Genomic DNA, 23306 nt, shown 5'->3' on the forward strand with positions numbered 1-23306 from the left:
TCGAGGGCACTGAAAAACGTATGCTTTAAGAATCTGTAAAATGTACCTAAATAGATAAAGGCGAAATTTCACTCCATTCCGAGTAAGATTTCGCCTTTATTTTATGATTTCTTCATGTTTTTTACTTTATTAACGTCAATATTCGTTTGAGATTGACAGCGAATATGGCCATTGCCCCTTGCATGTGCATGCCAACAAGACCTGAGGAAGTTGCCACATCATACCCATGTCGGTGTTTTAATTCACTATTCTTCGCTTCAATTTTATAGCGCTCTTTTGACTTTTCTTTGAAATATTCTCCTTCTTGGAACGCGTGCTGCTCGCTATGCTCCGTTGATTTGATACTGATTGAATAGGTTTTCGATTTTGCTCCTTCTTTATAACAACCTTCTTTTAAGGGGCATTGCTTACACTTATCGATATCAAAGTAATAGGTATCTACTTGATTTGCTCCTACATTTTTTGTCCCCGTACGTGCCCTGCGAGTTGCCATCTGTCCGGCTTTACAAACGTACATTCCTGCATCTTTATTAAACTCAAATTCATTTTCTTTTTTACGTTTTCCTTGCGTAATTAATGGGTGTAATTTGGATACTAATTGCAATCCATTTTCATGGGCATATTGGATATTCTCTTTCTCAGAATAGGCTGTATCTCCAATGATCGTATCGATTTCCATACCCGTTTTACGACTTTTAGTAATCAAGGATTGAAGTTGTTTTCCATCACTTTTTTCACCTGTTGTAATTACTGCAGCTGTAATAATACGTTCTTCATTCATTGCAATATGTGTTTTATAGCCAAAAAAAGAAGAGTCGGCTGTTTTGTGACCCACACGTGCATCTGGATCATTAGAAAATTGAAGGTGCTCCACGTGATCTTCTACGATTTCCTTTAAGTAGTTCAACTTTTCCTTTACCTTTGGATATTCGCGGATACTTTCTTCTTTTTCCACGGCGTCAATTACTTTTTGGCAATAGTCCAGTTCATCCACTAATTCGTTTGTAGTTGTTTTTGGCGGGAATTTATCTTTCATGTTTTCATTGATTTGATAAACGGCCTTGCGCAACAGCTTAGACTTCTCCATCAATATTTCTTTGGGTGATTGCTGATTGAATCGTGATTTCGTGTGGGTAGCATCCACAATAATTGCGCGGCTTTTAATGATTTCTTTTTCCAATGCAATTTCCACCGTTTTTTGAATCAGCATGTCGAGCAGGTTCACATCTTTCAACCGAAGTTTACGAAACTTCGTGAGTGAACTAGGGTTGATGACATCGTCTTCAGGCGCCATATCTAAGAAGTATTTGAGCGACATGTCATATTTAGAACGTTCTACGACATCCACATCGGATAAATCGAAAATCGATTTTAGTAATAAATACTTGAACATACGAATAGGAGGCACGGCATTGCGACCATTATCTAGGCAATATTTATTCTGTAATTCTTCATGAACAAAAGAAAAATCTACGAGGTCATTTATTTGTCGTAGCATATTATCTTTAGGTACGACGATATCGTAAATCGCCATAAATGGACTGAGGTTAAGGGATTGTTGGTTTGAAATCATCCGAGTCACCACCTGAAATTAATACAATCATTATACAGCAAAACAGGACACCCATCCTCGAAAAGATCGAGGATGGGTGTCCTGGAATGGAGTTTTCATGGGCCTCTAAAAGGCGCCTTTATAACTTGAACTTAAAAACATTAGAGGGGTGTAGCGAAGGGGAAATTTGGAACTGGAGGAGCGATAGCGACCGCCTTTGTCTCCGGATTTCAACCGCAAATAGCGATTTAATCAAGAAATCTGGAGACAACAGCGGCCGGTAGTCCAAATATTCCCCGTAGTTAAACCTACTCCTTAAATGTATAGCCTTAAGTTAAATTAGTAACTGGACTTTTTCAGTGGCCTCGACTAATCGGGAGCCTTTTCAAGCATTATCTTAGTATAAGAATAAAAGGGAAGGAAATAACGATTATAAAGAAGTATATTATAAGTCAATCCAAATATATTGTAAAACGATAAAATGTATGTTAGATTCAATTTTGAAAATAACTTGGTGAGGTGTGTTTTATGAAACAAGGATCAACACTTTTTTTAAAGATCGTTATAGTTCTTATTGGACTTCCAGTACTTGCTTTGTGTATATTTTTCGTACCTGCAATTGCGAATTTTGCAGTAGAATTATATCCCGATTATAGTTTTATTAAATATCTCATTTTCATCGATTTGTATGCATCGGCGATACCTTTTTATATTGCACTGTATCAAGCTTTTAAACTGTTAGGCTATATTGACAAGAACAATGCTTTCTCGGAAATATCTGTACGGGTATTAAAAAATATAAAAAATTGTGCAATTACAATCTGTGGTGTGTATGTTGCAGGGATGCCGCTCTATTATCTCATTGGTGAGAAAGATGATGCCCCGGGTATCATAGTTATCGCTATGGTCGTGATTTTTGCTTCCATGGTGATTGCAGTTTTTGCTGCAGTTCTCCAAAAGCTTTTGAAGGAAGCTATTGATATAAAATCAGAAAATGACTTAACGGTCTGAGGAGAAAACAATGGCGATTATTATTAATATTGACGTGATGCTGGCTAAAAGAAAAATGAGCGTAACTGAACTTTCGGAGCGGGTTGGAATAACAATGGCTAACCTGTCTATATTGAAAAATGGAAAGGCAAAAGCGGTACGATTATCAACGTTAGAGGCGATCTGCAAGGCTTTAGAATGTCAGCCTGGCGATATTTTAGAATACAAAAGTGAAGAGGACACTTAAGATATAAATGAACAATATCTCCTCTTATGTTTTTTTATGATCACTTCATTTCCTAGCAGGGCTCCTTCCTCGATCTTTATGAGGAGGGGGCCCTGCTTTGTTATTAAAGATAAAAAATATTTGTAATACAATCAAAATATATTGTAAAACGATAAATGATGTGATAAATTGAATTCACATTATTAACTTTGTGAGGTGCAGTTTATGAAACGAGAAACACTCTTTTTAAAGATAGTTGTTATTCTTATTGGAATTCCGGTTCTTGCTTTGTGTATTTTTTGGTTGCCTACGATACCTAATAAGGCAGCTGGAGATTATCCGATGTATTTGGTTTATCCCGTTCTTATAGGGGTATATGCAACGGTGATGGCATATTTCGTAGCGTTATATCAGGCGTTAAGACTTCTAAGCTACATTGACACGAACAAAGCGTTCTCAGAACTATCCATTAAGGCTTTAAAAAATATAATATACTGTGCAATCATCATCAGTATCTTATATGCGGCGGGCATGCCACTTATTTACGAAATGGCACAAGAAGCCGATGCACCAGGTCTCATAGTACTCGGACTTGTCATGACTTGCGCTCCAATAGTAATAGCGGTCTTTGCTGCTGTTCTTCAAAAGCTCTTAAAAAATGCCATAGAAATAAAATCAGAAAATGACTTAACAGTCTGAGGTGAAAATAATGGCGATTATAGTGAATATTGACGTGATGTTAGCTAAAAGAAAAATGAGCGTTACAGAGCTTACAGAAAGGGTTGGAATTACAATGGCTAATCTTTCTATATTGAAAAATGGAAAAGCAAAAGCGATTCGATTATCAACGTTTGATGCGATTTGTAAAGCTTTAGAATGTCAGCCTGGAGATATTTTAGAATACCTAATGGACGAAGATACTTAAGATGTAAATGAGTAATAGACACTGCAGAATGAAAAGATTAGCATTGCATGACCTGGAAAGGAGAGAGCATCATTGAAATCAATTACACAGCTCCTGCATTTTGGCTATCATCAGGCGATGAGTTGCATATTTCCTATTGCGATCTTTGGGACATTAGCTCTCTCTAACGTAATAGATCTGCCTTATATTTACCGATATGATGCCATTCTTATTATATTGCTTACCGTTCAATATCTTATGTACCGTACTGGATTAGAGACACTAGATGAAATTAAAGTCATCTGTGTATTTCACATTATTGGTTTGCTGTTGGAAATTTATAAGATAAGAATGGGGTCATGGTCATACCCTGAGCCCGGGCTTATCAAGGTATTTGGAGTACCACTTTATAGCGGGTTTATGTATGCGAGTGTCGCGAGCTATATGTGTCAAATTTGGCGTAGACTGAAAATGGATATGACCGGCTGGCCGGGACTTGCTACTGCGGGATCGCTCGGAGCAGCCATCTATCTGAACTTTTTCACGCATCACTTTATTCCTGATTTTCGCTGGTGGTTAAAGGGGCTTGTGCTCATTGTTTTTTGGAAAACTTGGATCATTTATCGGGTACGAAACACTACTTATCGGATGCCCTTGACACTGGCTTTTTTCTTAGTAGGTTTTTTTATCTGGTTAGCTGAGAATATCGCTACATTCTTTAATGCTTGGAAATATCCTGATCAGAATTATGTATGGCATGTGGTTAGTGTCAATAAGATCAGTTCGTGGTTCCTTCTGGTCATTATTAGTGTCATTATAGTTGCTCAGCTCAAACATGTTAAAGCTAACCGTAAAGCGAAAGAGTAGAGTATCAGCTTCAAAGGAAATAGTAGTACATGGAATGAGAATAAATTAGTGATGAGGAGGAGATGAGATGAAATATACAGATTTAAAAGAATTGCAGGATGTGTTATTCTTTGGTCTAATAGAGCCAGAGGTAAATCAACTAAGGTTATCTTTTTGTAAAAGTAAAGTTAGTGATATACCTGAACCACTTATGGTTGGAGAGAAAAGTTCTTCATTAATACAAGTTGATTTTTACTCATACATTGCATATTCGATTAGAAATGAATTCTTTACTTCTTGGGATGATTATGAGGAATTTGACGGAAAAATATTTAGGATTTATAAGAAATCAAGGTATCTTGATTTTATTTCTAATGGAATATTCGCATCAAAGGATTTTCCAGGACCCTATAAGCACTATGGGATCTGTTGTATTGACCATGTCGTTGATATTATTTCAACATCGGAACCTGTTGTAAGGGAAATTAAATGACGTATAACAATGTTCCGGTCATACCAGGACAACCAGTCATGGTCGATGATGATTTATTGCTTTATTTAACTAAAGACTTACAAAGCAAATTGAAAGTTATATAAATGCAGCTCGAAAAACCGATGGCGCACATTGCCTATGCTTGTCTTTTTTAACGATTAGAGTTATTATGGATTTTCAAAGTCGTTAATGGAGGTGCTGAATGAAATATTCCCAAGCGACAGACTATGCGCTTCATGCAATGCTTTATCTGGTGACTGCGGCGTCCGATAAGCCAGTAGGCGTTCAATTGCTTGCTGAGAAGCTGGGTGTTTCACAAACCTATCTGTCTAAAATGATGACCAAGCTAGTGAAGGCTGGACTGATTCAATCTGCACCCGGTGCAAACGGGGGGTATCGTCTCAGACGGAAGTCCGAAGATATCTCTTTTCTGGATATTATCCATGCGATCGAAGGGACTGCTTCTTTGTTCGAATGTAGTCTGGATCACGGAAGCGAGTGCCTGATTCAACAGGTTGTGATTGACGCTGAGAGACAGATGGAGCAGTACTTGGAGAATAAGAAAATTGCAGATTTGGCGAAAACAATGAAGACGGAGTAAAGATCCGTTCTTTTTTGGGAACTATTAAGGATAATACAAGTCCGTAATGACTTTAATATAAAGGAGAATGAGGTATGACGGAATTCTGGGAATCAAGCTTTATAGAAAAACAAACGATGTGGGGATTTGAACCTACAGACTCCGCAATCGTGACTAAGGACTTTTTTCTTGAAAAGAATGTTAAGGATATACTGGTACCAGGTATTGGATATGGTAGAAATGCAAAGGTTTTTATTGAGAGTGGAATAAATGTAACAGGTATTGAGATTTCCCAAACAGCGATTGATTTGGCGAGGGAAAATGGAATTGATATAGGCATTTTTCATGGTTCAGTAACGGACATGCCTTTTGATAACAAATGCTATGATGGTATATTTTGCTATGCACTTATTCATTTATTGAATCATCGTGAAAGAGAGAAGTTTATTAAGGATTGTTATGATCAGTTAAAACCAAATGGATTTATGATTTTTACAACGGTTTCAAAAAAAGCCCCAATGTTCGGAAAGGGTAAGCAATTAGATAAAGATTATTTTGAGACCATGGATGGCGTGAAAATTTTCTTTTATGATTCTGACTCCATAACACAAGAATTTGAAAAATATGGACTGGTAGAGTTTTCAGAAATGGATGAGCCTAATAAAAACATGCAGAATAAACCTTCAATAAATTTTATAATGGTAAAATGTAAGAAAGAACTATAAGCGAGAAGTTTGACATATCGAAGATAGTATATTTCAAAAGAAGGTAGGAGTTATGCAGATGAGCAATATTATTGATTATTACTCAAGCTTTGACGAGTGGGGTAGGCTGGATAGAGAACCATTAGAGTTCATTATTAATCTGCATTATATCAAGAAATATATGCCATCAACTGGGAAGGTGCTGGATAATGGCGCAGGACCCGGTAAATACGCCATGGAACTGGCTAAGCTCGGATATAAAGTAACCCTTTCAGACATAACACCTAAATTAGTTGAAGTAGCAACGGAAAAGGCAGCTGAACTAGAATTAACTCAGCAATTTGACGGGTTTCATAACTAGAATGCGATAGATTTAGAAGGAATACCTGATGAGAACTATGATGTTTCGCTGATGCTCGGTCCTTTAGAGAGACCTTTAATAACAGCACGAGCAGATGGGAAAAGCTATATTTATGCTAACTACAACCCTAAATATGCACAACAAATAATAACTATATTTAGAACGTTTTATAACTTTTGTTGGACAACAAAAGTTTGGGATAAAGAGCTGACCCCTGCACAAAGACTTGGTATTACTGATAAAGATTTTGATTACAAAGATATAATATATTTTAGATAATTTTTTTATGAAAATAGCACAGGTTATTAGCCTGTGCTACACAAGAAAATAATATTGTATATATATTATACTTATTATTTTGCTGTATTTATAATCGTATTACTTATGCCATTCTGATTTTAATATAGCATATTCATATGTGTCAAACCATATAGGTTGTCCATTGCTATCGGTTTTAAAATAAACATTTTGTAAAAGCAGACCTTCACGTCTCATTTGTAAACGCTCAAGAAGCTTCCAAGAACCAGTATTCTTTGGACTACACATAGCAATAATACGTCTTGCCCCTAAATCTGAAAATGCGTAGTCAAGCAATCTTTTTGCACTTTCTGTGGCATAACCCTTGCTTTGATACTTTCTATTAAAAACATAACCCAATTCACAAGTATCAAAGTCTCCTTTACTTAAATATAGGTTTCCAATTAACTTTCCACTTTCTTTTAAGCAAACTGCATAAAAGGATTCATTATTTGCTCTATTAATTGCTTCTTCTTTAGCTTGATTTTCAGAATAAATATCATAAGGCTCAAATTTAACAACTTCTTCATCACATAAATATTCATATAAATCATGCCAATCATTTTCCTTAAACTTTCTAATAATTAATCTATCTGAAACTATACTTTCCATCTTTATCTCCCTTTCTATTCTATAGGAGATGTATACCTCCTATAATTTTAACTGGTCTAAAAATTTCTACTTTCATGAAAATTTCTCCTTTCTTTAAAATTAAATCTATATATATTAATAGATTGCTAAATAAAAATAATATTCACTTCACAAATTATAACAAATTTGTAAAAACGAATACCAATATTATACAACATTTATATCTAATTTTCTACTAAATTCAATTTCAAGTTAATGATTATGCTTAATATAAAATCTAAAAGCACAGGTGAAAACGCCTTTGCTTTTGACTAAATTTTTAGGTTTTATTAGTAAATATACTTTGTGATTTTATCTGTGAATACTTATAAAATTTTATATAAAGCACTTCAAAACGTAACCCGTTACAGTTACTAGACTGGCGCTCTTATTTTTGAAGTGTTGACTGTTACCTAAGGGATCAGTTTAGAATGATACTGAGGTGATAGCATTGTTAATAAGTGAAGTTTCGAAAATATGTAATATAACAAAAAAATCCATTAGTTATTATGAGCAACAAGGACTTCTAGATTTAAAATGCTCTGAGAATGGGTATCGAAATTACAATGAAGATGACATAGCTATATTGAAAGAGATTGCTATATACAGAAAACTTGGGTTGAGTGTTCCTGATATTAAACTAATTCTAACGAGTAAAGATAAATCTAAAGCGCTACATGATTTCAAATTTATTAAAGAATTTCTCTTGCAGCAAGAAAAAGTCCAATTTGATTGCTTCAATTATTTGCTCGAAAGTGAGTCTTCTAGCTTTTCCAGGTAATTATGGACTGTATTTGTATTTTCACTTCGGAAAATTCTTTGACGAGAAGATTGATACGAATGACAAAATTATTGCCTATAATCGAATAGTTGAATTCCTTGATAATATGGGTAATTTGGAGTTCCCGGAGGATTTGCAAGTATTCCTTGCAGAATCATTCGATGCTTTGTCACGGACACATCTAAAGAAAATGGCTGCAGACTTTGATTCAATTATGAATGACTTGGATAACTACTTGGAGGTTAATCATGAATCTGTAGTTGGCTATTTAGAATATCGTAATTCTGACGATTTTAAAGCTAGTCCTGCTTATAGGATGCAGCAAATTTTAGTTGAGTTTCAAAAGAGTTCAGGTTATTACGATATTTTTATTTCAAATTTGAAAATAATCAGTAGTTCGTATAGAACGTATCTCGAAAAATTACATGTGGCCAATGAAAAGTTCATTTCTCGGTTCCCGCAACGATAACAAAATAAAAGCACAAAGCACCAGTACGATTGACGTGTGTTTTGTGCTTTATATAGGATGGACTACATTTACACATGAAGTGTGTAACGATTAGCTTTACTCAACTCTCGAATCATTTCGAGTTCCTCCGAAGACAGCGGGGCTGTCTCAGCAACCGTTACATTTTTCTTCAATTGCTCCATGCTACTCGCTCCTGGGATAATCACAGCCACGGATGGATTAGCTAGCGGATAATGAAGTGCCGTTTGTGCTAGGGGGCGAGAGTGACTCGTTTCCTGCACAAGCTGATCATGCAATTTCAGAAGCTCCTCACTACTGTAATCTAAGTACTTCTTCTCTGCCTTGCTGCGGCCATTCTCCGAAAGGATGCCACCCGCCAAAGGACCCCGAGCAATTAGACTAATCCCATGCTCGGCCAGCAGAGGGAGAATTTCTTCCTCAGGACGTCGATCTAAAATGCTGTATTGGCTCATTACACTGACTATGTTTGATTTTTTTACATACTCTCTAATGACATTAGGTCGAATAGAAGAGATCCCATAATATCGGATTAGCCCCTCTTGCTTAAGTTCTTCAAAGGCTTCAATGGTCTCATCCATCGGATCATCAATTGTTCCGCCATGCAGCTGATACAGATCGATATAATCCGTTTGGAGGCGTCTGAGACTGTCTTTGACTGCGGATTTGATATAGGATTTCGATGGATCCCAGCTCCAGCCTTCTTGGCCTGAAATTCTGCGGTTGCCCACTTTTGTACTCAATATCACATCTCCGCGGCGGCGACGAATCGCCTTACCGATGATCTCTTCATTGCGCCCCTCATCATACAGATCGGCTGTATCTAAAAAGTTAATGCCTTGATCGAGCGCCTCATGGACAATGGAAATGGCTTTTGCCTCATCCGTACCTAAGGACATGCACCCGAGTCCTATTTCACTTACATATAAATCGGATTGCCCCAAGCGATTCTTATTCATAGGTTGTTCCTTTCTGATTCCGTTGATTGTTATATTATAACGTCTTATATTATTGAATTCGAATATTCATGCTTGATTTCCTTTGACTTTATAACCTATAGGTATTATCGTCATAGCATATGTTATTTACTAGATGGCTGATGGATAGGGAGAGACTTGAACATATGGAACAGGCAATGTTTGCAGGTGGATGCTTTTGGTGCATGGTTACACCATTTGAGGAGTTACCAGGCATCCAAGGGATTGTATCAGGATATGCTGGAGGATTAACCGAGAACCCAACTTACGAAGAAGTCAAAACCGGAACAACAGGACATTACGAGGTGGTACAAATTACATTTGATCCGGCGCTTTTTTCATACGAGAAGCTGCTAGAATTATATTGGCCTCAGATTGATCCCACGGATGATGGTGGACAATTTCAGGATAGAGGAACACAATATCGGACAGCCATCTTTTATTATAATGAAGAACAACGATTAGCAGCCCTTGCCTCGAAGGAGCAGGTTGCTGTCAGTGGTAGATTCTCAGGACCAGTCGTGACGGAAATCCTTCCAGCGCCAACCTTTTATCGAGCAGAAGAGTATCATCAGGACTATCATCACAAGAATCCTAAGCATTATAAAGAGGATCGTGAGCAATCCGGACGGGATACCTTTATCGCTAAACACTGGTAATCACTGAAACATAACTTCTAAAGTAATTAAGAGCATCCTTTGTCATTCGTGGCTTACGGGGTGCTTTTTTTATCATATGCAAATTTTATTTATTTTAAATTCTACATACTTTCTACACATTTATAGACTAAACTACTCTAAATCAAGCGAGAAAATCAAAATGGAGGGTTTAGGATGAAAAAAATCATACCCATAGTTGCTGTTACATTGCTTCTAAGTGCAGTGTTAACTGGCTGTCAATCGAGCATTAACACCTCATCTGGATCAGACAAGCAAGCTGTTATATCGTCAGTAGATCAACCCTGGATAGCAACAAAAAACACAACACGCATTAACACTTCTGACCCTATTGAGGCAGCAGTTATAGTCTCACAAACGTTATGGACCGCACAGACCAAAAACAATAGACCCTCAAGTGTAGTGTTAACGGATGTGAGCAATTGGCAGATTGCCGCGGTCAGTGCGGATTTGATTCATCATCCGAATAATGGCCCCATTCTGTTTACAACTAAAGACGGTGTTCCCGAGGTAACATTAGCAGAACTTAAGCGATTGAATCCTTTAGGTGCGGAAGGAAATAATGGTGTACAGGTAGTGCTCGTCGGGCCCATGGCTTCAAATGTGGAAGAAAAATTAAAGACAGTGGATCTGAAAGTAGACCAAATCGAAGGGGACGAGCCAGCAGCTGTAGCTCAAGCCATTGATACTTATTACGCAAAAGCCTCCGGTGAACTTCCAAAGGCAGTCATTGTAGGTTCCATGGATAGTCCTGAGTACACGCTTCCTGCAGTGAACTGGATTGCCCATATGCCAGAGCCGCTACTTTATGTAACAAAAGAAGAAATTCCAAGCTCCACGGTCGATGCTTTGAAAGAACGCGGAGGTACGGCTACGATTTATATCTTAGGGCCTGAAGACGTTGTATCAACATCTGTAGAAAAGCAATTGCAAGAATACGGAACAGTAACCCGTATAGCTGGAAAAAACGCTTATGAGAATGCCATTGCTTTTGCTACATTTAAGGACGCTAGCAACGGATTCGGCTGGGGCATAACGACGCCTGGACATAACTTGTCTTTGTTAACAACCGATTCAACGATGTTGGCGATCGCCTCTGCACCTTTTTCACATTTAGGGAAACACGCGCCACTTATCTTTACGGAAAAAGACGGGTTGCCAGATTCCGTGATGGAATATATGATGACCCTTCAACCTAAATTTCAAGATTCACCAGCGGAAGGGCCTTATAACCATGCTTGGTTAACTGGGGACATCAGCGCAATAAAAGAGAAGGCCCAAAGTGAAATCGATGATATGCTGGAAATCTCACCGGCTACAGGAGGCAATCCACATTCCGGTCACTAAGGGTATGACGGGCTGGCATCATTAGGAATGATGTCGGCTTGTTCTGTGTTTATTTTGTATAATAAGAAGAACTAGGCCACGAAGAGGGTGAACGACTTGAATAAGCTTCAGGTACTGATCGTTGATGATGAATGGAACATGCGGAATTTAATACGGATTTATTTAACGAAAGAAGGAATAACGACTAGAGAAGCGTCAACGGGGCATGAAGCACTAACTCTGTTGAAACAACATAACTTTGATCTAATCCTATTGGATGTGATGATGCCAGATATGGATGGATGGCAGGTCTGTAAAGCCGTTAGAGAGGTTAGCTCTGTCCCCATTCTAATGCTTACAGCCCGTTCGGAAACCAAAGACAAGGTACGTGGCCTTGGCATAGGCGCGGATGACTATCTCACCAAACCCTTCGAGCCGGAAGAATTAGTGGCAAGGATTTATTCTTTGCTCCGTCGTTCGCTGCTTACATTGACCCAACAACCTCTGAAAAAGGTTCTGACCTACCCTGAGCTAGCGATTTACCCGGAAGCTCGTGAGGTACATATTCTTGATACAGTAGTTGAATTTACACTCAAGGAATTTGATCTGCTAACGGCCTTGGCGCAAAATGCTCACCGTGTCTTTACGAGAGAAGAACTAGTGGAGCGTTTATGGGGCAATGATTATGAGGGTGAGAACCGTGTCATCGACACACATATTAAGAATATTCGCGAGAAATTACATAAGGCTGGCCTGTCTTATAATCCTGTTCAGACGGTATGGGGGTTAGGCTATAAATTTGAGATCCCAGGTAATCATATATGAAGAATAATATTATCGGACTGAAGCTCGGGTCGGTCATTATGTCTGTTTTTTTAGTTGTTTTGCTTATTCTTGGGATTACAATAGACCGAATGTTTACCAGCTTTTATTACAACGAGATGCAAAAAGAAACCGAGGAGCTAACCTCTCACTTTATCGGAATGGCTGAATCGCCGGATAGTTCAAACGAGCAGATGATGAGTACTTTTGCAGAGTTTTCGGACGTGAGTATATTTAATATTTCAAAAGACGGTAGTGTAATTCTACATTCGGGTGTTCATGACCGCGCAGATCGTTCATTCATAAATGCTTCAGATATTAGTCGGATATTTGCCGGAAAAAGTGTGAATTTTGAGTATACAGATCCTACAGGACATAGATATTTCATCACAGGAAAACCAATTTCAGATGGTCACGCCATCCAGTCTGCACTCTATGTAATGTCCTCTACAGAGAACATGAAGCAATCCTTGGCTTCTATCCGTAACTTGTTGCTGCTCGCAGGAATTGGGGCTTTTATATTGGCACTAGGGATCACGGGAATAATTAGCTTGCTGTTATCAAGACCGCTGATCAAAATGCAAAAGGCGACTCGAAAAATCGCTGCTGGTGAATTAGAAACTAGACTTTCCATAAGGAGCAACGATGAGATCGGATTTTTGGCAGGAGCTATTAATGACCTTGCTGTAGATCTGCAAAGATACAGAGATACACGTCAGGAATTTCTAGCCAACATTTCTCATGAGCTGCGAACACCCATCACCTATTTGAAAGGGTATACCAAGGTCGTAAAGGATGGTCTTTATGAGACCGAAGGGGAGCGAGATCTGTATTTGGATATTATTCACGAGGAAGCGCATCGGCTCGAGCATCTGGTAGATGATCTATTTGAACTGGCAAAGATGGAGGAAGGTAAAGTCACACTTACGCTGGATTGGATAGATCTTAAGCATATGGCAGAACAAGCGGTACGCAGAGTGGAACTGAAAGCCAAAGAGAAGGGAATTCAGCTGAAGATTACGTATCATGGAGATTCGTATAGAGTTCGTGGAGATGAAAAGCGTATGGAACAGATTATGATGAATCTTCTGGAGAATGCGATCCGTTATACGGATGAAGGTGAGATTACTGTCCATGTGAATGAGGATGTTGACGAGGATTCTGCTGTATTTATTGTAGAAGATACCGGAATAGGTATTCCTGAGGAAGAACTACCCTATGTTTTTGAACGATTCTACAGAGTTGAGAAATCACGATCGAGGCAATACGGGGGTACAGGTCTTGGACTTTCTATTGTAAAAAAGCATGTGGAATTACATGGAGGCACCATTCGGATTACAAGTCAGCCTGGAATCGGAACCCGTTGCGAGGTCCAACTGCCTAGATTACCAAAATCCGAAAAGTAAGAGCAAAAGGAGACTTTGCGTGTATACGCGAAGTCTCTTTTTACTTGCAGTCAACTAAGCTATTTTGCTGGTTCAAGCTCTTCAAGTGCCCATTCGCAAAATTGTATAGAGCTCTCCATATCCAGCACTCGTTTCCGAATCAGTAAATAGCGTCCAAAAGTCGTTGCTTTTAATTCACGAGTCTCACCTCGTTCATCACGCAAGACTTCGTTGGCTTTCAGCAAGACCTTGTAACGCTCCAGCTCGCTTTTACAAAACTCCGCTCGTTTTTGTAGAAGTTCTTTTGCCTCCTCGGGTTTGGAGAGCCATAGACTATACAGCTTAAAATGTAGCTCGTCCCTTAGAACTGGAGGCTCAGCTGGTGTTTCCACCCATTTCCGCAATTGCTCAAGTCCTGCTTCCGTAATGGAGTATTCCTTTTTATCCGGCTTATCCGACTGTTCAATGAGTTGATATGAAATGTAACCTTGCTGCTCCATGCCCATTAGAAGAGGGTAGATTTGACTATGTCCGGCTCGCCATAACGGTTTGATATTCTGTGTTAATTCATATCCAGACAACGAGTTAGCACTAAGTAAAGCAAGAAGTCCATAAGACAGTGTATTCATTACTCTGAAGCCCTCCAGTTATTATAAATCCGTTATTATTGTGATTTTTGGGGCTATGTCATCATTGACATATTACCCATACGATTATAACATTATTTAAGTTAAATTATATATGTAAAAGTAGACATATAAAAAATAAGGAGGGGTAGCGTGGACGTTAAGCAAGAAAGTAAAATACATTTTTGGCCTATAATGATTGCCATATTCTTTGGAAACTTCGTTTCTGTCTTAAGTACAACGACCATCAACATTGCTGTTCCTCTTTTAATGAATCATTTCCATTCGAACCTGAACACTATGCAATGGATGGTTACAGGTTTTATGCTCGCTACGGGTGTAACTGCACCACTTGCAGGATATCTGGGTGGGAGATTCAGCTATAAGAGACTTTATCTATTCGCCTTGATAGGATTCACCATGTTCTCCTTACTCTGTGCAATAGCTTGGAATCCAACCTCTCTGATTGTATTTCGAATGCTTCAAGGTTCTTGCAGTGGGCTGATTATGGCTTGTACGATGACCATCATATTTCAAGTGATCCCGGCAGAACGCAGACCTTTCGCCGTAAGCCTGTGGTCGCTGTCCGCGATGGTTGCCCCAGCCATAGGTCCGACGTTTAGCGGATGGTTACTTCAGTATGCTAGCTGGCACTGGTTATTTTTAATTAACATCCCCATTGGAATCATTGCTATTATTCTAACCCTAGTGTTAATTCCTTACTATCGAATGAATGTTCCGAAGTCATTTGATATTCCTGGATTCCTTACCGTTGTACTGGGCAGTTTATCTTTGTTAACCGCATTTAGCCAAGGCAACAGTTGGGGATGGAGCTCCTGGAGAACCTTATCATTAATACTTGTGGGTGTCGTTCTTCTAGTTTTCTTTGTCTTGCACGAGCTGAAGGCGGAAGTGCCTCTGCTGAATCTGCGTGTCTTCCGAAATCGCCGCTTTACTGCCATGCTTAGTATCTACAGTTTGGTGACGATAGCGATGTATGCTGGAACCTACTTAACTCCATTGTTCTTACAAACGGTAGAAGGAGCAACAACGCTTAAAACGGGGTTAATCTTATTACCATCTTCGATCCTCCTCGCTTTGTTAAGTCCAATTGTGGGTAAGATGTATCCGAAGTTTGGGCCTGTGAAGTTAATTTCCGCGGGTATTGTATTTATTTTCATCGGCTTATTCATGATGAGTCGGCTGCATACGAACGTTTCTTACAGCTTTATTATGTGGGCGATGGTCGTTCGGAATCTAGGAATCGGATTGGCGAACGTCCCTAGCAGTACGGCATCTATGGAGGAAATTCCAGTCGAATGGTCGGGTCATGCCACTTCGATCAACAACTGGGTTCGTAATGTGTTAAGTTCACTCGGGATTGCAGTTTTCACCTCTATATTGTCTACTAGATCCATGCTTCACTCTAAAGAGTTAATCAGCTCAGGTGCAAGTAACACAGATTCGATACGATTACTATCGTTCACGATGGGTGTGAATGATGTATTCGTAGTCGGCTCAATTATCGTATTGTTTGGATTACCACTTATGTTTTTATTGCGCAAGAAGCGTAGTGTAGTATCTGTCCCAAGTGCGGGATAACCTTCTCATCAAATTAGAAAAGCAGACCAAGGGCTTAGCCTTGATCTGCTTTTTTTAATTTTTTGATGCTTAGTTAATGCATCATACCGTCCATACCGCCCATACTACCCACAATTTCCGGATTGATCATCCCAAAGATCATCGCGATATGCGCTACAACCAAGAATCCACTGATGAGCATAAAATGAAGCTTCATTTTCTCCGCTTCCGTACGTTTGCGAGCGATCAGACCAAGATCTAACAAAGCTAGTGGTAATAAGAAGAGCACTCCGCTTAAATAGAAACCTACGACTACCACGTCCACCCACGTATGCCACTCGCCATTCACTGATAAAGGAATGAACGCGGTAGGGAACAAGTAGAGGAATACACCCGTGAAGTACAATCCGGCGAGAATGCTACAGACTTTGTTGAAGGTCCGTAACGAGCCCTTTAGATTCTTGGTGAACAAAATAATAAACTCTGTAACGGTGATCGTCTCAGCAAAAATCACGGGGATCGCCATGAATAAAATCAAGTTCCAAGGCTGATTATCCGCTAGCAAAGACATATAATGCGTCATATTCATAAAATACTCCTCCGATTTATAAAAATAACTTTCGTACTGATCGTATTCGAGAAGTATGTGGAAAGTATGTAGAAACGAAGGTATTATAAATACATCCATTAATAACAGTCGAGGGGAGCAAGACAACCGTGGGAAGAGGACTACAAAGTATTTTATTTGATTTGGATGGGACATTAACGGACCCTAAAGAAGGCATTACAAAAAGCGTAGAATACGCATTGAACAAATTTGATATTCAGATCGAGCATTTGGATATGCTTCTTCCTTACATAGGCCCACCTCTTTACGATTCATTTATTGAGCTACATCATTTCTCAGAGGAACAAGCGCGACAAGCGGTTATCTTCTACCGTGAGCGTTACAGCACTGTTGGGCTGCTTGAGAATATGGTGATTGATGGTATACCACAATTGCTGGAAGGCCTTAAGAATAAAGGATATTCATTGTATGTAGCCACCTCCAAGCCTACTGTTTTTGCAGAACAAATCCTTGAGCATTACAAACTAGATCATTATTTTGAGCATATCGGAGGTAGTAATCTGGATGGTACCCGTTCCAAGAAGAAGGCTGTTATTCAGTTCGTACTTGATCAGAATGCTATTCTTCCAGAGGAAGCGCTAATGATTGGGGACCGTGAGCATGATATCATCGGAGCCAAAGGTTGTGGAGTGGAATCTATCGGTGTAACGTTTGGTTACGGGCCTAAGGAAGAACTTGAGAAAGCTGGGGCAGATCATATCGCCTATCGTGTAGAAGAAATTGCGGATATCATCCAACATATATCATTAAGAGAGCGATGTGCGAAATGAGCCAACATCTTAATTCAATCTTGGAGGGCTCTACAATCAAGCTGGTTCCAATGGATGAAAGCCATGTAGAAGGGCTAGTGAGAGTGTTAAAAAATCCAATCATTTGGGAATTTACTTGGCGAAAAATAACGTCGGACGAGCAGGTGCAAGATTTAATCACAACAGCGTTCGCTAATCAAAAAAACGGATCGCAAATCCCCTTCGTCATCATTGAAAAAGCGTCTGGACAAATTATCGGAACTACTCGAATCATGCACCCGGATTTGATCCATCGCAGTGCTGAAATCGGATGTACGTGGATCTCGCCTGAGTACTGGAGAACTAGTGTGAATACAGAGGGCAAGTCATTACTGCTTCACTATTGCTTTGAAAAGCTAGAGCTGATTCGTGTAGAATTTACAGTGGTGAAGACTAACTTGAGATCACAAAGAGCAGTAGAACGATTAGGGGCTGTAAAAGAAGGGGTTCTACGCCAGCATAGAATCAGATCTGACGGTTCGATTCATGATAATATTGTCTTTAGTATTTTGGATAAAGAATGGCCTTCGGTAAAAGAGAATCTTCACTATTTATTAAATGAGAAGTACACATAATTATAAAAAAAGCAAAGAGTCCCTCTCTTAATGAGAAGGACTCTTGTTCTATAGTTCAGCCACTAGGCTGCATACCCGTCAAGTTGCGTTCCATTAACACAATGTTGTTTGGAGTAATCGTAGCATCTTTTTCAAAAATACTGACGATCATGATTTGACCACTTAATTTAGTGGAATTGATAGCTTGCGTAAGAACTGGAGGGACGCCTGTGACTTCAAAAGCAACATCCACGCCACCATTGGTACGTTTTTGAATTTCATCGACCACATCATATTGTTTAGGATCGATTACAATACCACCAAGTTCTTCGGCTTTGCTCTTACGTTCTTCAGAAAGTTCTACTACATAGATTTCTGCTGCGCCGGATGCTTTCAAAGCTTCAATTACAAGCAAACCGATTGGACCAGCACCGAATACTACAGCTTTATCTCCAACCCAGACGATCGTGGTGATTTTGCCGGATACCGGGGAACGTTATTTAACAACTGCGCTGTTTGATTTTAATGAATAGATTGAACCGACCTACAACAAATTTGTCCAGTCTTAACAAATTAGGTCTGGAGTACGTAGATCTATATTTGGTTCACTGGCCTGTGAAAGGCAATTACAAAGACACCTGGAGAGCGCTTGGAAAACTATATAGTGACGGTAAGGTTCGTGTCATTGGTGTCTCAAATTTTCAAATTCATTACATAGAAGACCTAATTAACAGAGGCCACAGTCAAACCTATGGTTGATAAAGTGGAACTCCATCCGCTATTAAGCCAAGTGGAGCTTATTATTGAGAATTCCGATGTATACGATTTTGAATTGTCCACGGAAGAAGTGGCGAGAATTAACGAACTGAATCAAAATCATCGGATGGGTGCAGACCCAGATAATTTAATTTCTAGTTCTGAATTTATATAAAAATAGGAGGCTCAGCACAATGTTGAGTCTTTTTGTGTTTTAAGAATGGATGGAAACTTAAGGAAGGGGTAGCTCTGTGAGAGTATCTTTGGATGAGTGATTGAGGATCGATCAATAAATCACCTTATTTTACCAATGGTTATGATACAATATAGCATAAATCGTGGTAGTTCAACTAAAAGGAGTGTGAAGAGGATGAGTGTTTTCAAGAAATTAAGAAATAATTATGTGATTTGGCATGCAAACCGCATTAAGTTACTGGAGTTTTCATCAAGCACAATAGCTAGAAAAAAAGTAGTTTTTTCCGGTAGAGTTCAAAATGTAGGATTCCGCTTGGAGATATATTCTATTGCTCAAAGAATGAAATTAACGGGATGGGTTAGAAATTTAAAAGACGGAAGTGTAGAGGTAGAATTGCAAGGAGGAGAGCAGGAGATCTCTTTTTTAGTCCATTGCATGCAGTCATTGAAACGGGCATCTGTAAAGAAAGTGACTATGATCGATCTGCCTATTAATGAGAATGAGGAAAACTTTTCAATAGTGAAATAAAGTACATATAGTTAAGCTGAATGCATGAAAGTTTTAGTATTAACAGGGTTCACAGCAGAAAACAGACTAAGATAAGAGCCTTCTATCGTTGGGTATTTCGTGTTATCAAAAACATTTAACAAACACCTATATGAGGATAAAAACATGAATAGATTAATTGGGACTAAAGTTTCTCAGTTCATTCTTCTGATCATTTTAACAATAGCTTGTTTTATATATGGTGTTGAAGTATTTGATAAGTTCGATGGTCAGTTATTCAGTCACTATATCATTAGGATTTCAGACAAATCGATTAATATTTCGTAGAGATCATAATAAATTATCAGATTTTTTGATAGCAATACTGATTAACTTGATTATTATTATTTTTATTATTATTGCTATATCTAAACATCAGCGTGCTGATCTTTTTATGTAGATAAGGAGGTCTAGGCGCTTCATATAACATATTATTGACAAGTACAGCATCGAATAGGAAAGCGGCAGCCTACGATTATTTTAGTCATAGGCTGCCGCTATTTAAATTAAATGATAGTCTCAATAGCCTTGCTTTCTCTGAACAATAGATGGCCGAAATGTCATTCTTCGCCGTGTAATTTATTGATTAGAATAAAATGGAACTATTGTGTAAGCTGAGCGTAACCGATAAATAAGAGAGATTATGATAGATCAGGAGGTACATATGAACTACAGAACTTTAAAAAAAATGCTACTTACCACACTTGCTACTCTAATGTTAAGTGTACTGCTGCTTCCGGTTTTGACTTCAGCCAAAACCGCGGTGCCTAAGCATACCGGGTCATTTTATGTGAATGATTTTGCGAATGTGATCGACGAGAAAGCTGAGAATTACATGGTGAACTATGGGATTCGATTACACCAGGATACGGGCGCTCAAGTCGTGGTGGTGACAGTCGATTCTACAAATGGAGTTTCGATGGAAGAGTATGCAACTTCGCTATTCAATAGCTGGGGCGTAGGCTCTGCTGATAAGAATAACGGGCTTCTATTGCTGCTTTCTATAAAAGATGATGACTACTGGGCGGTACAAGGTAAGGGTATTGAGGACACGTTGCCTAACAGTAAGATTAAAGAAATTCTTTCTCAATATCTTGAGCCGGATTTTGCAGCTAAAACTTATAGTAATGGCGCACGCAAAACGTATGGCGCTTTTATTCAAGCCATGGGTGGGACCTGGGTGGAAAATGTCGGTACCAAAAACTATGTATCCGACAATGCCGGTGTACTCAATAAAGTGACAAAGGATTATTTGAACGAATCTAGCAATAGATATAAAACTACAACTGGCAGCGGAATTTATGTGGTTACTGTAAAGAATGCAGGAGATAAAACACTTCAGGATTACACCTATATGAAGTTTGCCTCCGTTGCCGCAGGTCCTAAGGATGTTATGCTCGTGCTAGACATTGGTGGAGACAACTATCATGTTCTTCAAGGGAAGGACATCGACAAGGTTCTAACTAACGATGCAATCAGCAATATTTTGGATACCGTACTTGAGCCCCAATTTGTGAAAAAAGATTACGGAACGGGAGCTACGGCGACTTCCAATGCTTTGTACAGTTTCTTGTTGGCAAGAGCAGATCATTCAGTTGGAGCGACGGGAGCTACAGGAACTACGGGAAATAGTGGAGGCACAGCTGGTTCAACTTCTTCCTCTACAAGTGCTTCAGCAAAGGATACCGGGGTCAGTATAGGTAAGGGTCTACTAATGTACGCATTGTTGTTTGGCCCGCTTATATTGTTCGGATATGGACTTTCACGTCGCAATAAATATATTGAAATGTATGGCTTGCCATTTAATCCATATAGCCCAAGAAATATTCGACGGTATGGAAATTGGTACGGTCAAGCGGATTACGGTTATGGTAGACGTTGGCATAGACGTTATTATCACCATCATCATAGAAACACACCATCAAATAATTCCCATTCAAGCTTTTGGGGAAACAGCGGTGGAGGCGGCTCTACTAATGGTGGTGGAGCAGGACGATATTCCTCAAGCAACGAGAACCGTGGTGGTGGAGGTTCCAGTAGTGGCGGAGGTGCAGGAAGACATTCTTCAAGTTCTTCCAGCAGTAGTTACTCTAACAATGATAGAGGCTCCTCAGGTGGAGGAGGTTCTTCCGGCGGTGGTGGTTCATCTGGTGGTGGTGGTTCATCTGGTGGTGGGGGTTCATCTGGTGGTGGGGGTAGCGCTAGCAGTGGTGGAGGAGCAGGAAGACACTAATTTGCTGAGAATGTAAAGATGAGCAGGTCTCCGAATTATTGGAAGCCTGCTTGTTTTGTTTTAGGTTGTTACTTATTTGTTTTAGGTTGTTACTTAATAGAAACTTTTCATGAAATTTATCGTCTATGATAAGGTTAGATATTAATAGTCAGGGAGGAAAAAGAAGTGAGCACTTCATCATTACCTCAACGTTCCACCGTACGCAAAAAGAAGCCAACAAAAAAACGTAAGAAACGGAGCTTTTTCCGAACACTATCCAAAGTGTTTCTATTCTGCTTAATTTTGTTGATTGCTGGAGGTGGTTGGTTCTACTTTGCACCTTCGGCTAAAAATCTGCGCTATTCAATCGCTGATACACTGATTACAACACAGCACCGCTACATGGCTAAATATATTATTGGCGAGGACGGATTAAAAGACAGAGTGACTGAATATAGCTCCCTATTTGAAGAGATGGGGGTCGAAAAGGATACACACACCATCACTCCTGAACCAGAAGTAAAAGAGAAACCGCTGGTCGAGATAGAGAATGTCTCAGGTAGTGGATATTCCGGATATGTCATGATCGTTAATGATCCTACTAAAGTCCGTCTAGGAATTCCACATAAGGTAGGGTCAGGTGAGAAAGTAACTAGCATGGTGAAGCGTACAGGTGCTATTGCGGGCGTTAACGGTGGTGGGTTCGCCGACCCCAACTGGAAAGGTAACGGGTTTAAACCTATCGGTATTGTGATCTCACAAGGTAAGTTATATTACAACGGTCTCGGTGGTAAGAAATCCACACAGATCGTAGGTCTTGATAAACAAGGGAAAATGGTTGCTGGGAATTATACTTTAGATGAGATTAGTAAAATGGGTGTTCAGGAGGCAGTTACTTTTAGCCCACGTCTGATCGTCAATGGAAAAGGATTGATTAAGAACGCGGCTGAAGGCTGGGGGATTGCACCTAGAACAGCGATGGGTCAGCGTGCTGACGGAGCGATTATATTTGTTGTTATCGATGGAAGACAGCCTACTTATAGTATTGGGGCAAATCTGTATGATGTGCAACAAATCCTTCTCAAACATGGGGCTGTGATTGCAGCGAATCTGGATGGAGGTTCTTCTACCGTGCTTGTAAAAGACAACGAGATTATGAACAAGCCATCCTCTCAGTATGGTGAACGATATTTGCCTACAGCTTTTTTAGTATTCGATCACCCAGAGCAGGTCGATATGCCGAATATTTGGAAAGGGCTCGACCCCTCCAAAATTGATGCTGCTAAGAAGCGTACGCACTAAAGAAGCTTAACATGAAGATGAGCTAAGGAATATCTTGGATTGCCATATGAAAATATGCTACGATATCACCTAGTATGAA

General features: G+C 39.3%; 28 protein-coding genes and 2 pseudogenes. 24 read left to right on the forward strand and 6 right to left on the reverse strand.

The window, feature by feature from the left end; genetic code table 11:
- Window positions 1-121: 121 nt before the first annotated feature.
- A complete protein-coding gene (locus tag MHH52_RS13195) occupies window positions 122-1573 on the reverse strand; it encodes an IS1182 family transposase (protein ID WP_340005788.1) in 1452 nt (483 codons plus the stop codon).
- Window positions 1574-2080: 507 nt separating this feature from the next.
- Here MHH52_RS13195 and MHH52_RS13200 point away from each other — a divergent pair.
- The 10 genes and pseudogenes from MHH52_RS13200 to MHH52_RS13245 form a co-directional block, all read left to right on the forward strand.
- Entirely contained in the window at window positions 2081-2563 is a 483-nt protein-coding gene (locus MHH52_RS13200) for a DUF2975 domain-containing protein (protein ID WP_340009089.1), read from the forward strand.
- Window positions 2564-2573: 10 nt separating this feature from the next.
- The gene (locus MHH52_RS13205; protein WP_313641366.1) at window positions 2574-2789 is read left to right on the forward strand and encodes a helix-turn-helix transcriptional regulator; all 216 of its coding nucleotides are present in this window, start codon (window positions 2574-2576) and stop codon (window positions 2787-2789) included.
- A gap of 204 nt (window positions 2790-2993) precedes the next feature.
- Entirely contained in the window at window positions 2994-3467 is a 474-nt protein-coding gene (locus MHH52_RS13210; RefSeq protein ID WP_340009091.1) for a DUF2975 domain-containing protein, read from the forward strand.
- A 10-nt stretch (window positions 3468-3477) separates the two neighbouring features.
- Entirely contained in the window at window positions 3478-3693 is a 216-nt protein-coding gene (locus MHH52_RS13215) for a helix-turn-helix transcriptional regulator (protein ID WP_060623959.1), read from the forward strand.
- Window positions 3694-3765: 72 nt separating this feature from the next.
- Complete coding sequence (locus MHH52_RS13220; protein WP_340009093.1) at window positions 3766-4539, forward strand: DUF817 domain-containing protein; 774 nt, start codon at window positions 3766-3768, stop codon at window positions 4537-4539.
- A 67-nt stretch (window positions 4540-4606) separates the two neighbouring features.
- Window positions 4607-5011 carry a hypothetical protein gene (locus tag MHH52_RS13225; RefSeq protein ID WP_340009095.1) on the forward strand — a complete coding sequence of 135 codons (405 nt, stop codon included), beginning with the start codon at window positions 4607-4609 and terminating at the stop codon, window positions 5009-5011.
- Between the two features lie 202 nt (window positions 5012-5213).
- Window positions 5214-5612, forward strand: a complete 399-nt coding sequence (locus tag MHH52_RS13230) for an Rrf2 family transcriptional regulator (RefSeq protein ID WP_313641362.1) — start codon at window positions 5214-5216, stop codon at window positions 5610-5612.
- Window positions 5613-5686: 74 nt separating this feature from the next.
- On the forward strand, window positions 5687-6316 hold the full coding sequence (locus MHH52_RS13235) for a class I SAM-dependent methyltransferase (RefSeq protein WP_340009098.1): 630 nt from the start codon (window positions 5687-5689) through the stop codon (window positions 6314-6316).
- A 58-nt stretch (window positions 6317-6374) separates the two neighbouring features.
- Window positions 6375-6656 (forward strand): methyltransferase domain-containing protein, encoded by a 282-nt coding sequence (locus MHH52_RS13240; protein WP_340009099.1) that lies wholly within the window; start codon window positions 6375-6377, stop codon window positions 6654-6656.
- A 63-nt stretch (window positions 6657-6719) separates the two neighbouring features.
- A pseudogene (locus MHH52_RS13245) lies at window positions 6720-6935 on the forward strand (insertion element protein); the annotation flags it as partial.
- Window positions 6936-7034: 99 nt separating this feature from the next.
- Here the strand turns inward: MHH52_RS13245 and MHH52_RS13250 are convergent.
- Window positions 7035-7565: a GNAT family N-acetyltransferase gene (locus MHH52_RS13250; protein WP_060623953.1), complete on the reverse strand. Its 531-nt coding sequence runs from the start codon at window positions 7563-7565 to the stop codon at window positions 7035-7037.
- 460 nt (window positions 7566-8025) lie between these two features.
- Between MHH52_RS13250 and MHH52_RS13255 the strand changes: the two genes are divergently transcribed.
- Together MHH52_RS13255 and MHH52_RS13260 are read left to right on the forward strand one after the other, a co-directional pair.
- Window positions 8026-8364 (forward strand): MerR family transcriptional regulator, encoded by a 339-nt coding sequence (locus MHH52_RS13255; RefSeq protein WP_340009100.1) that lies wholly within the window; start codon window positions 8026-8028, stop codon window positions 8362-8364.
- Window positions 8339-8833 carry a hypothetical protein gene (locus MHH52_RS13260; RefSeq protein ID WP_340009101.1) on the forward strand — a complete coding sequence of 165 codons (495 nt, stop codon included), beginning with the start codon at window positions 8339-8341 and terminating at the stop codon, window positions 8831-8833. Before MHH52_RS13255 ends, MHH52_RS13260 begins: the two co-directional genes overlap by 26 nt.
- Before the next feature lie 68 nt (window positions 8834-8901).
- Here MHH52_RS13260 and MHH52_RS13265 read toward each other — a convergent pair whose 3' ends face one another.
- Entirely contained in the window at window positions 8902-9810 is a 909-nt protein-coding gene (locus MHH52_RS13265) for an aldo/keto reductase (RefSeq protein ID WP_340009103.1), read from the reverse strand.
- A gap of 164 nt (window positions 9811-9974) precedes the next feature.
- On the opposite strand from MHH52_RS13265, the gene msrA reads away from it, so the two are divergent.
- The 4 genes from msrA (at window position 9975) to MHH52_RS13285 (ending at window position 14059) form a co-directional block, all read left to right on the forward strand.
- Complete coding sequence (gene msrA, locus MHH52_RS13270) at window positions 9975-10487, forward strand: peptide-methionine (S)-S-oxide reductase MsrA (protein WP_076194248.1); 513 nt, start codon at window positions 9975-9977, stop codon at window positions 10485-10487.
- Window positions 10488-10661: 174 nt separating this feature from the next.
- Window positions 10662-11852, forward strand: a complete 1191-nt coding sequence (locus MHH52_RS13275) for a cell wall-binding repeat-containing protein (protein ID WP_340009104.1) — start codon at window positions 10662-10664, stop codon at window positions 11850-11852.
- Between the two features lie 96 nt (window positions 11853-11948).
- Window positions 11949-12656, forward strand: coding sequence for a response regulator transcription factor (locus MHH52_RS13280; RefSeq protein WP_340009106.1), 708 nt, complete (start codon window positions 11949-11951; stop codon window positions 12654-12656).
- Window positions 12653-14059: a HAMP domain-containing sensor histidine kinase gene (locus MHH52_RS13285; protein ID WP_340009108.1), complete on the forward strand. Its 1407-nt coding sequence runs from the start codon at window positions 12653-12655 to the stop codon at window positions 14057-14059. Before MHH52_RS13280 ends, MHH52_RS13285 begins: the two co-directional genes overlap by 4 nt.
- Before the next feature lie 59 nt (window positions 14060-14118).
- On the opposite strand, the gene MHH52_RS13290 is transcribed toward MHH52_RS13285, so the two are convergent.
- On the reverse strand, window positions 14119-14667 hold the full coding sequence (locus MHH52_RS13290; RefSeq protein WP_340009110.1) for a PadR family transcriptional regulator: 549 nt from the start codon (window positions 14665-14667) through the stop codon (window positions 14119-14121).
- A 150-nt stretch (window positions 14668-14817) separates the two neighbouring features.
- On the opposite strand from MHH52_RS13290, the gene MHH52_RS13295 reads away from it, so the two are divergent.
- Window positions 14818-16266: an MDR family MFS transporter gene (locus tag MHH52_RS13295; protein ID WP_340009112.1), complete on the forward strand. Its 1449-nt coding sequence runs from the start codon at window positions 14818-14820 to the stop codon at window positions 16264-16266.
- A 73-nt stretch (window positions 16267-16339) separates the two neighbouring features.
- Here the strand turns inward: MHH52_RS13295 and MHH52_RS13300 are convergent, their stop codons facing one another.
- Window positions 16340-16834: a DUF6803 family protein gene (locus MHH52_RS13300; RefSeq protein ID WP_340009114.1), complete on the reverse strand. Its 495-nt coding sequence runs from the start codon at window positions 16832-16834 to the stop codon at window positions 16340-16342.
- A 128-nt stretch (window positions 16835-16962) separates the two neighbouring features.
- Between MHH52_RS13300 and MHH52_RS13305 the strand changes: the two genes are divergently transcribed.
- Together MHH52_RS13305 and MHH52_RS13310 are read left to right on the forward strand one after the other, a co-directional pair.
- Window positions 16963-17643 (forward strand): HAD family hydrolase, encoded by a 681-nt coding sequence (locus MHH52_RS13305; protein WP_340009116.1) that lies wholly within the window; start codon window positions 16963-16965, stop codon window positions 17641-17643.
- Entirely contained in the window at window positions 17640-18236 is a 597-nt protein-coding gene (locus MHH52_RS13310) for a GNAT family N-acetyltransferase (RefSeq protein ID WP_340009117.1), read from the forward strand. The genes MHH52_RS13305 and MHH52_RS13310 overlap by 4 nt, the downstream gene beginning before the upstream one ends.
- A gap of 70 nt (window positions 18237-18306) precedes the next feature.
- Here the strand turns inward: MHH52_RS13310 and MHH52_RS13315 are convergent.
- Window positions 18307-18672: pseudogene (locus MHH52_RS13315) on the reverse strand (zinc-binding dehydrogenase); the annotation flags it as partial.
- Window positions 18673-18740: 68 nt separating this feature from the next.
- On the opposite strand from MHH52_RS13315, the gene MHH52_RS13320 reads away from it, so the two are divergent.
- The 5 genes from MHH52_RS13320 (at window position 18741) to MHH52_RS13340 (ending at window position 23227) form a co-directional block, all read left to right on the forward strand.
- Window positions 18741-18974, forward strand: coding sequence for an aldo/keto reductase (locus tag MHH52_RS13320; protein WP_340009119.1), 234 nt, complete (start codon window positions 18741-18743; stop codon window positions 18972-18974).
- Window positions 18967-19146 (forward strand): hypothetical protein, encoded by a 180-nt coding sequence (locus tag MHH52_RS13325; protein ID WP_340009121.1) that lies wholly within the window; start codon window positions 18967-18969, stop codon window positions 19144-19146. Before MHH52_RS13320 ends, MHH52_RS13325 begins: the two co-directional genes overlap by 8 nt.
- A 195-nt stretch (window positions 19147-19341) precedes the next feature.
- On the forward strand, window positions 19342-19695 hold the full coding sequence (locus tag MHH52_RS13330; protein WP_340009123.1) for an acylphosphatase: 354 nt from the start codon (window positions 19342-19344) through the stop codon (window positions 19693-19695).
- A gap of 682 nt (window positions 19696-20377) precedes the next feature.
- A complete protein-coding gene (locus MHH52_RS13335; protein WP_340009125.1) occupies window positions 20378-21946 on the forward strand; it encodes a TPM domain-containing protein in 1569 nt (522 codons plus the stop codon).
- A gap of 165 nt (window positions 21947-22111) precedes the next feature.
- Complete coding sequence (locus MHH52_RS13340) at window positions 22112-23227, forward strand: phosphodiester glycosidase family protein (protein WP_340009127.1); 1116 nt, start codon at window positions 22112-22114, stop codon at window positions 23225-23227.
- Window positions 23228-23306 lie beyond the last annotated feature (79 nt).

The organism is Paenibacillus sp. FSL K6-0276, from assembly GCF_037977235.1.
Lineage (GTDB): Bacteria > Bacillota > Bacilli > Paenibacillales > Paenibacillaceae > Paenibacillus_AQ.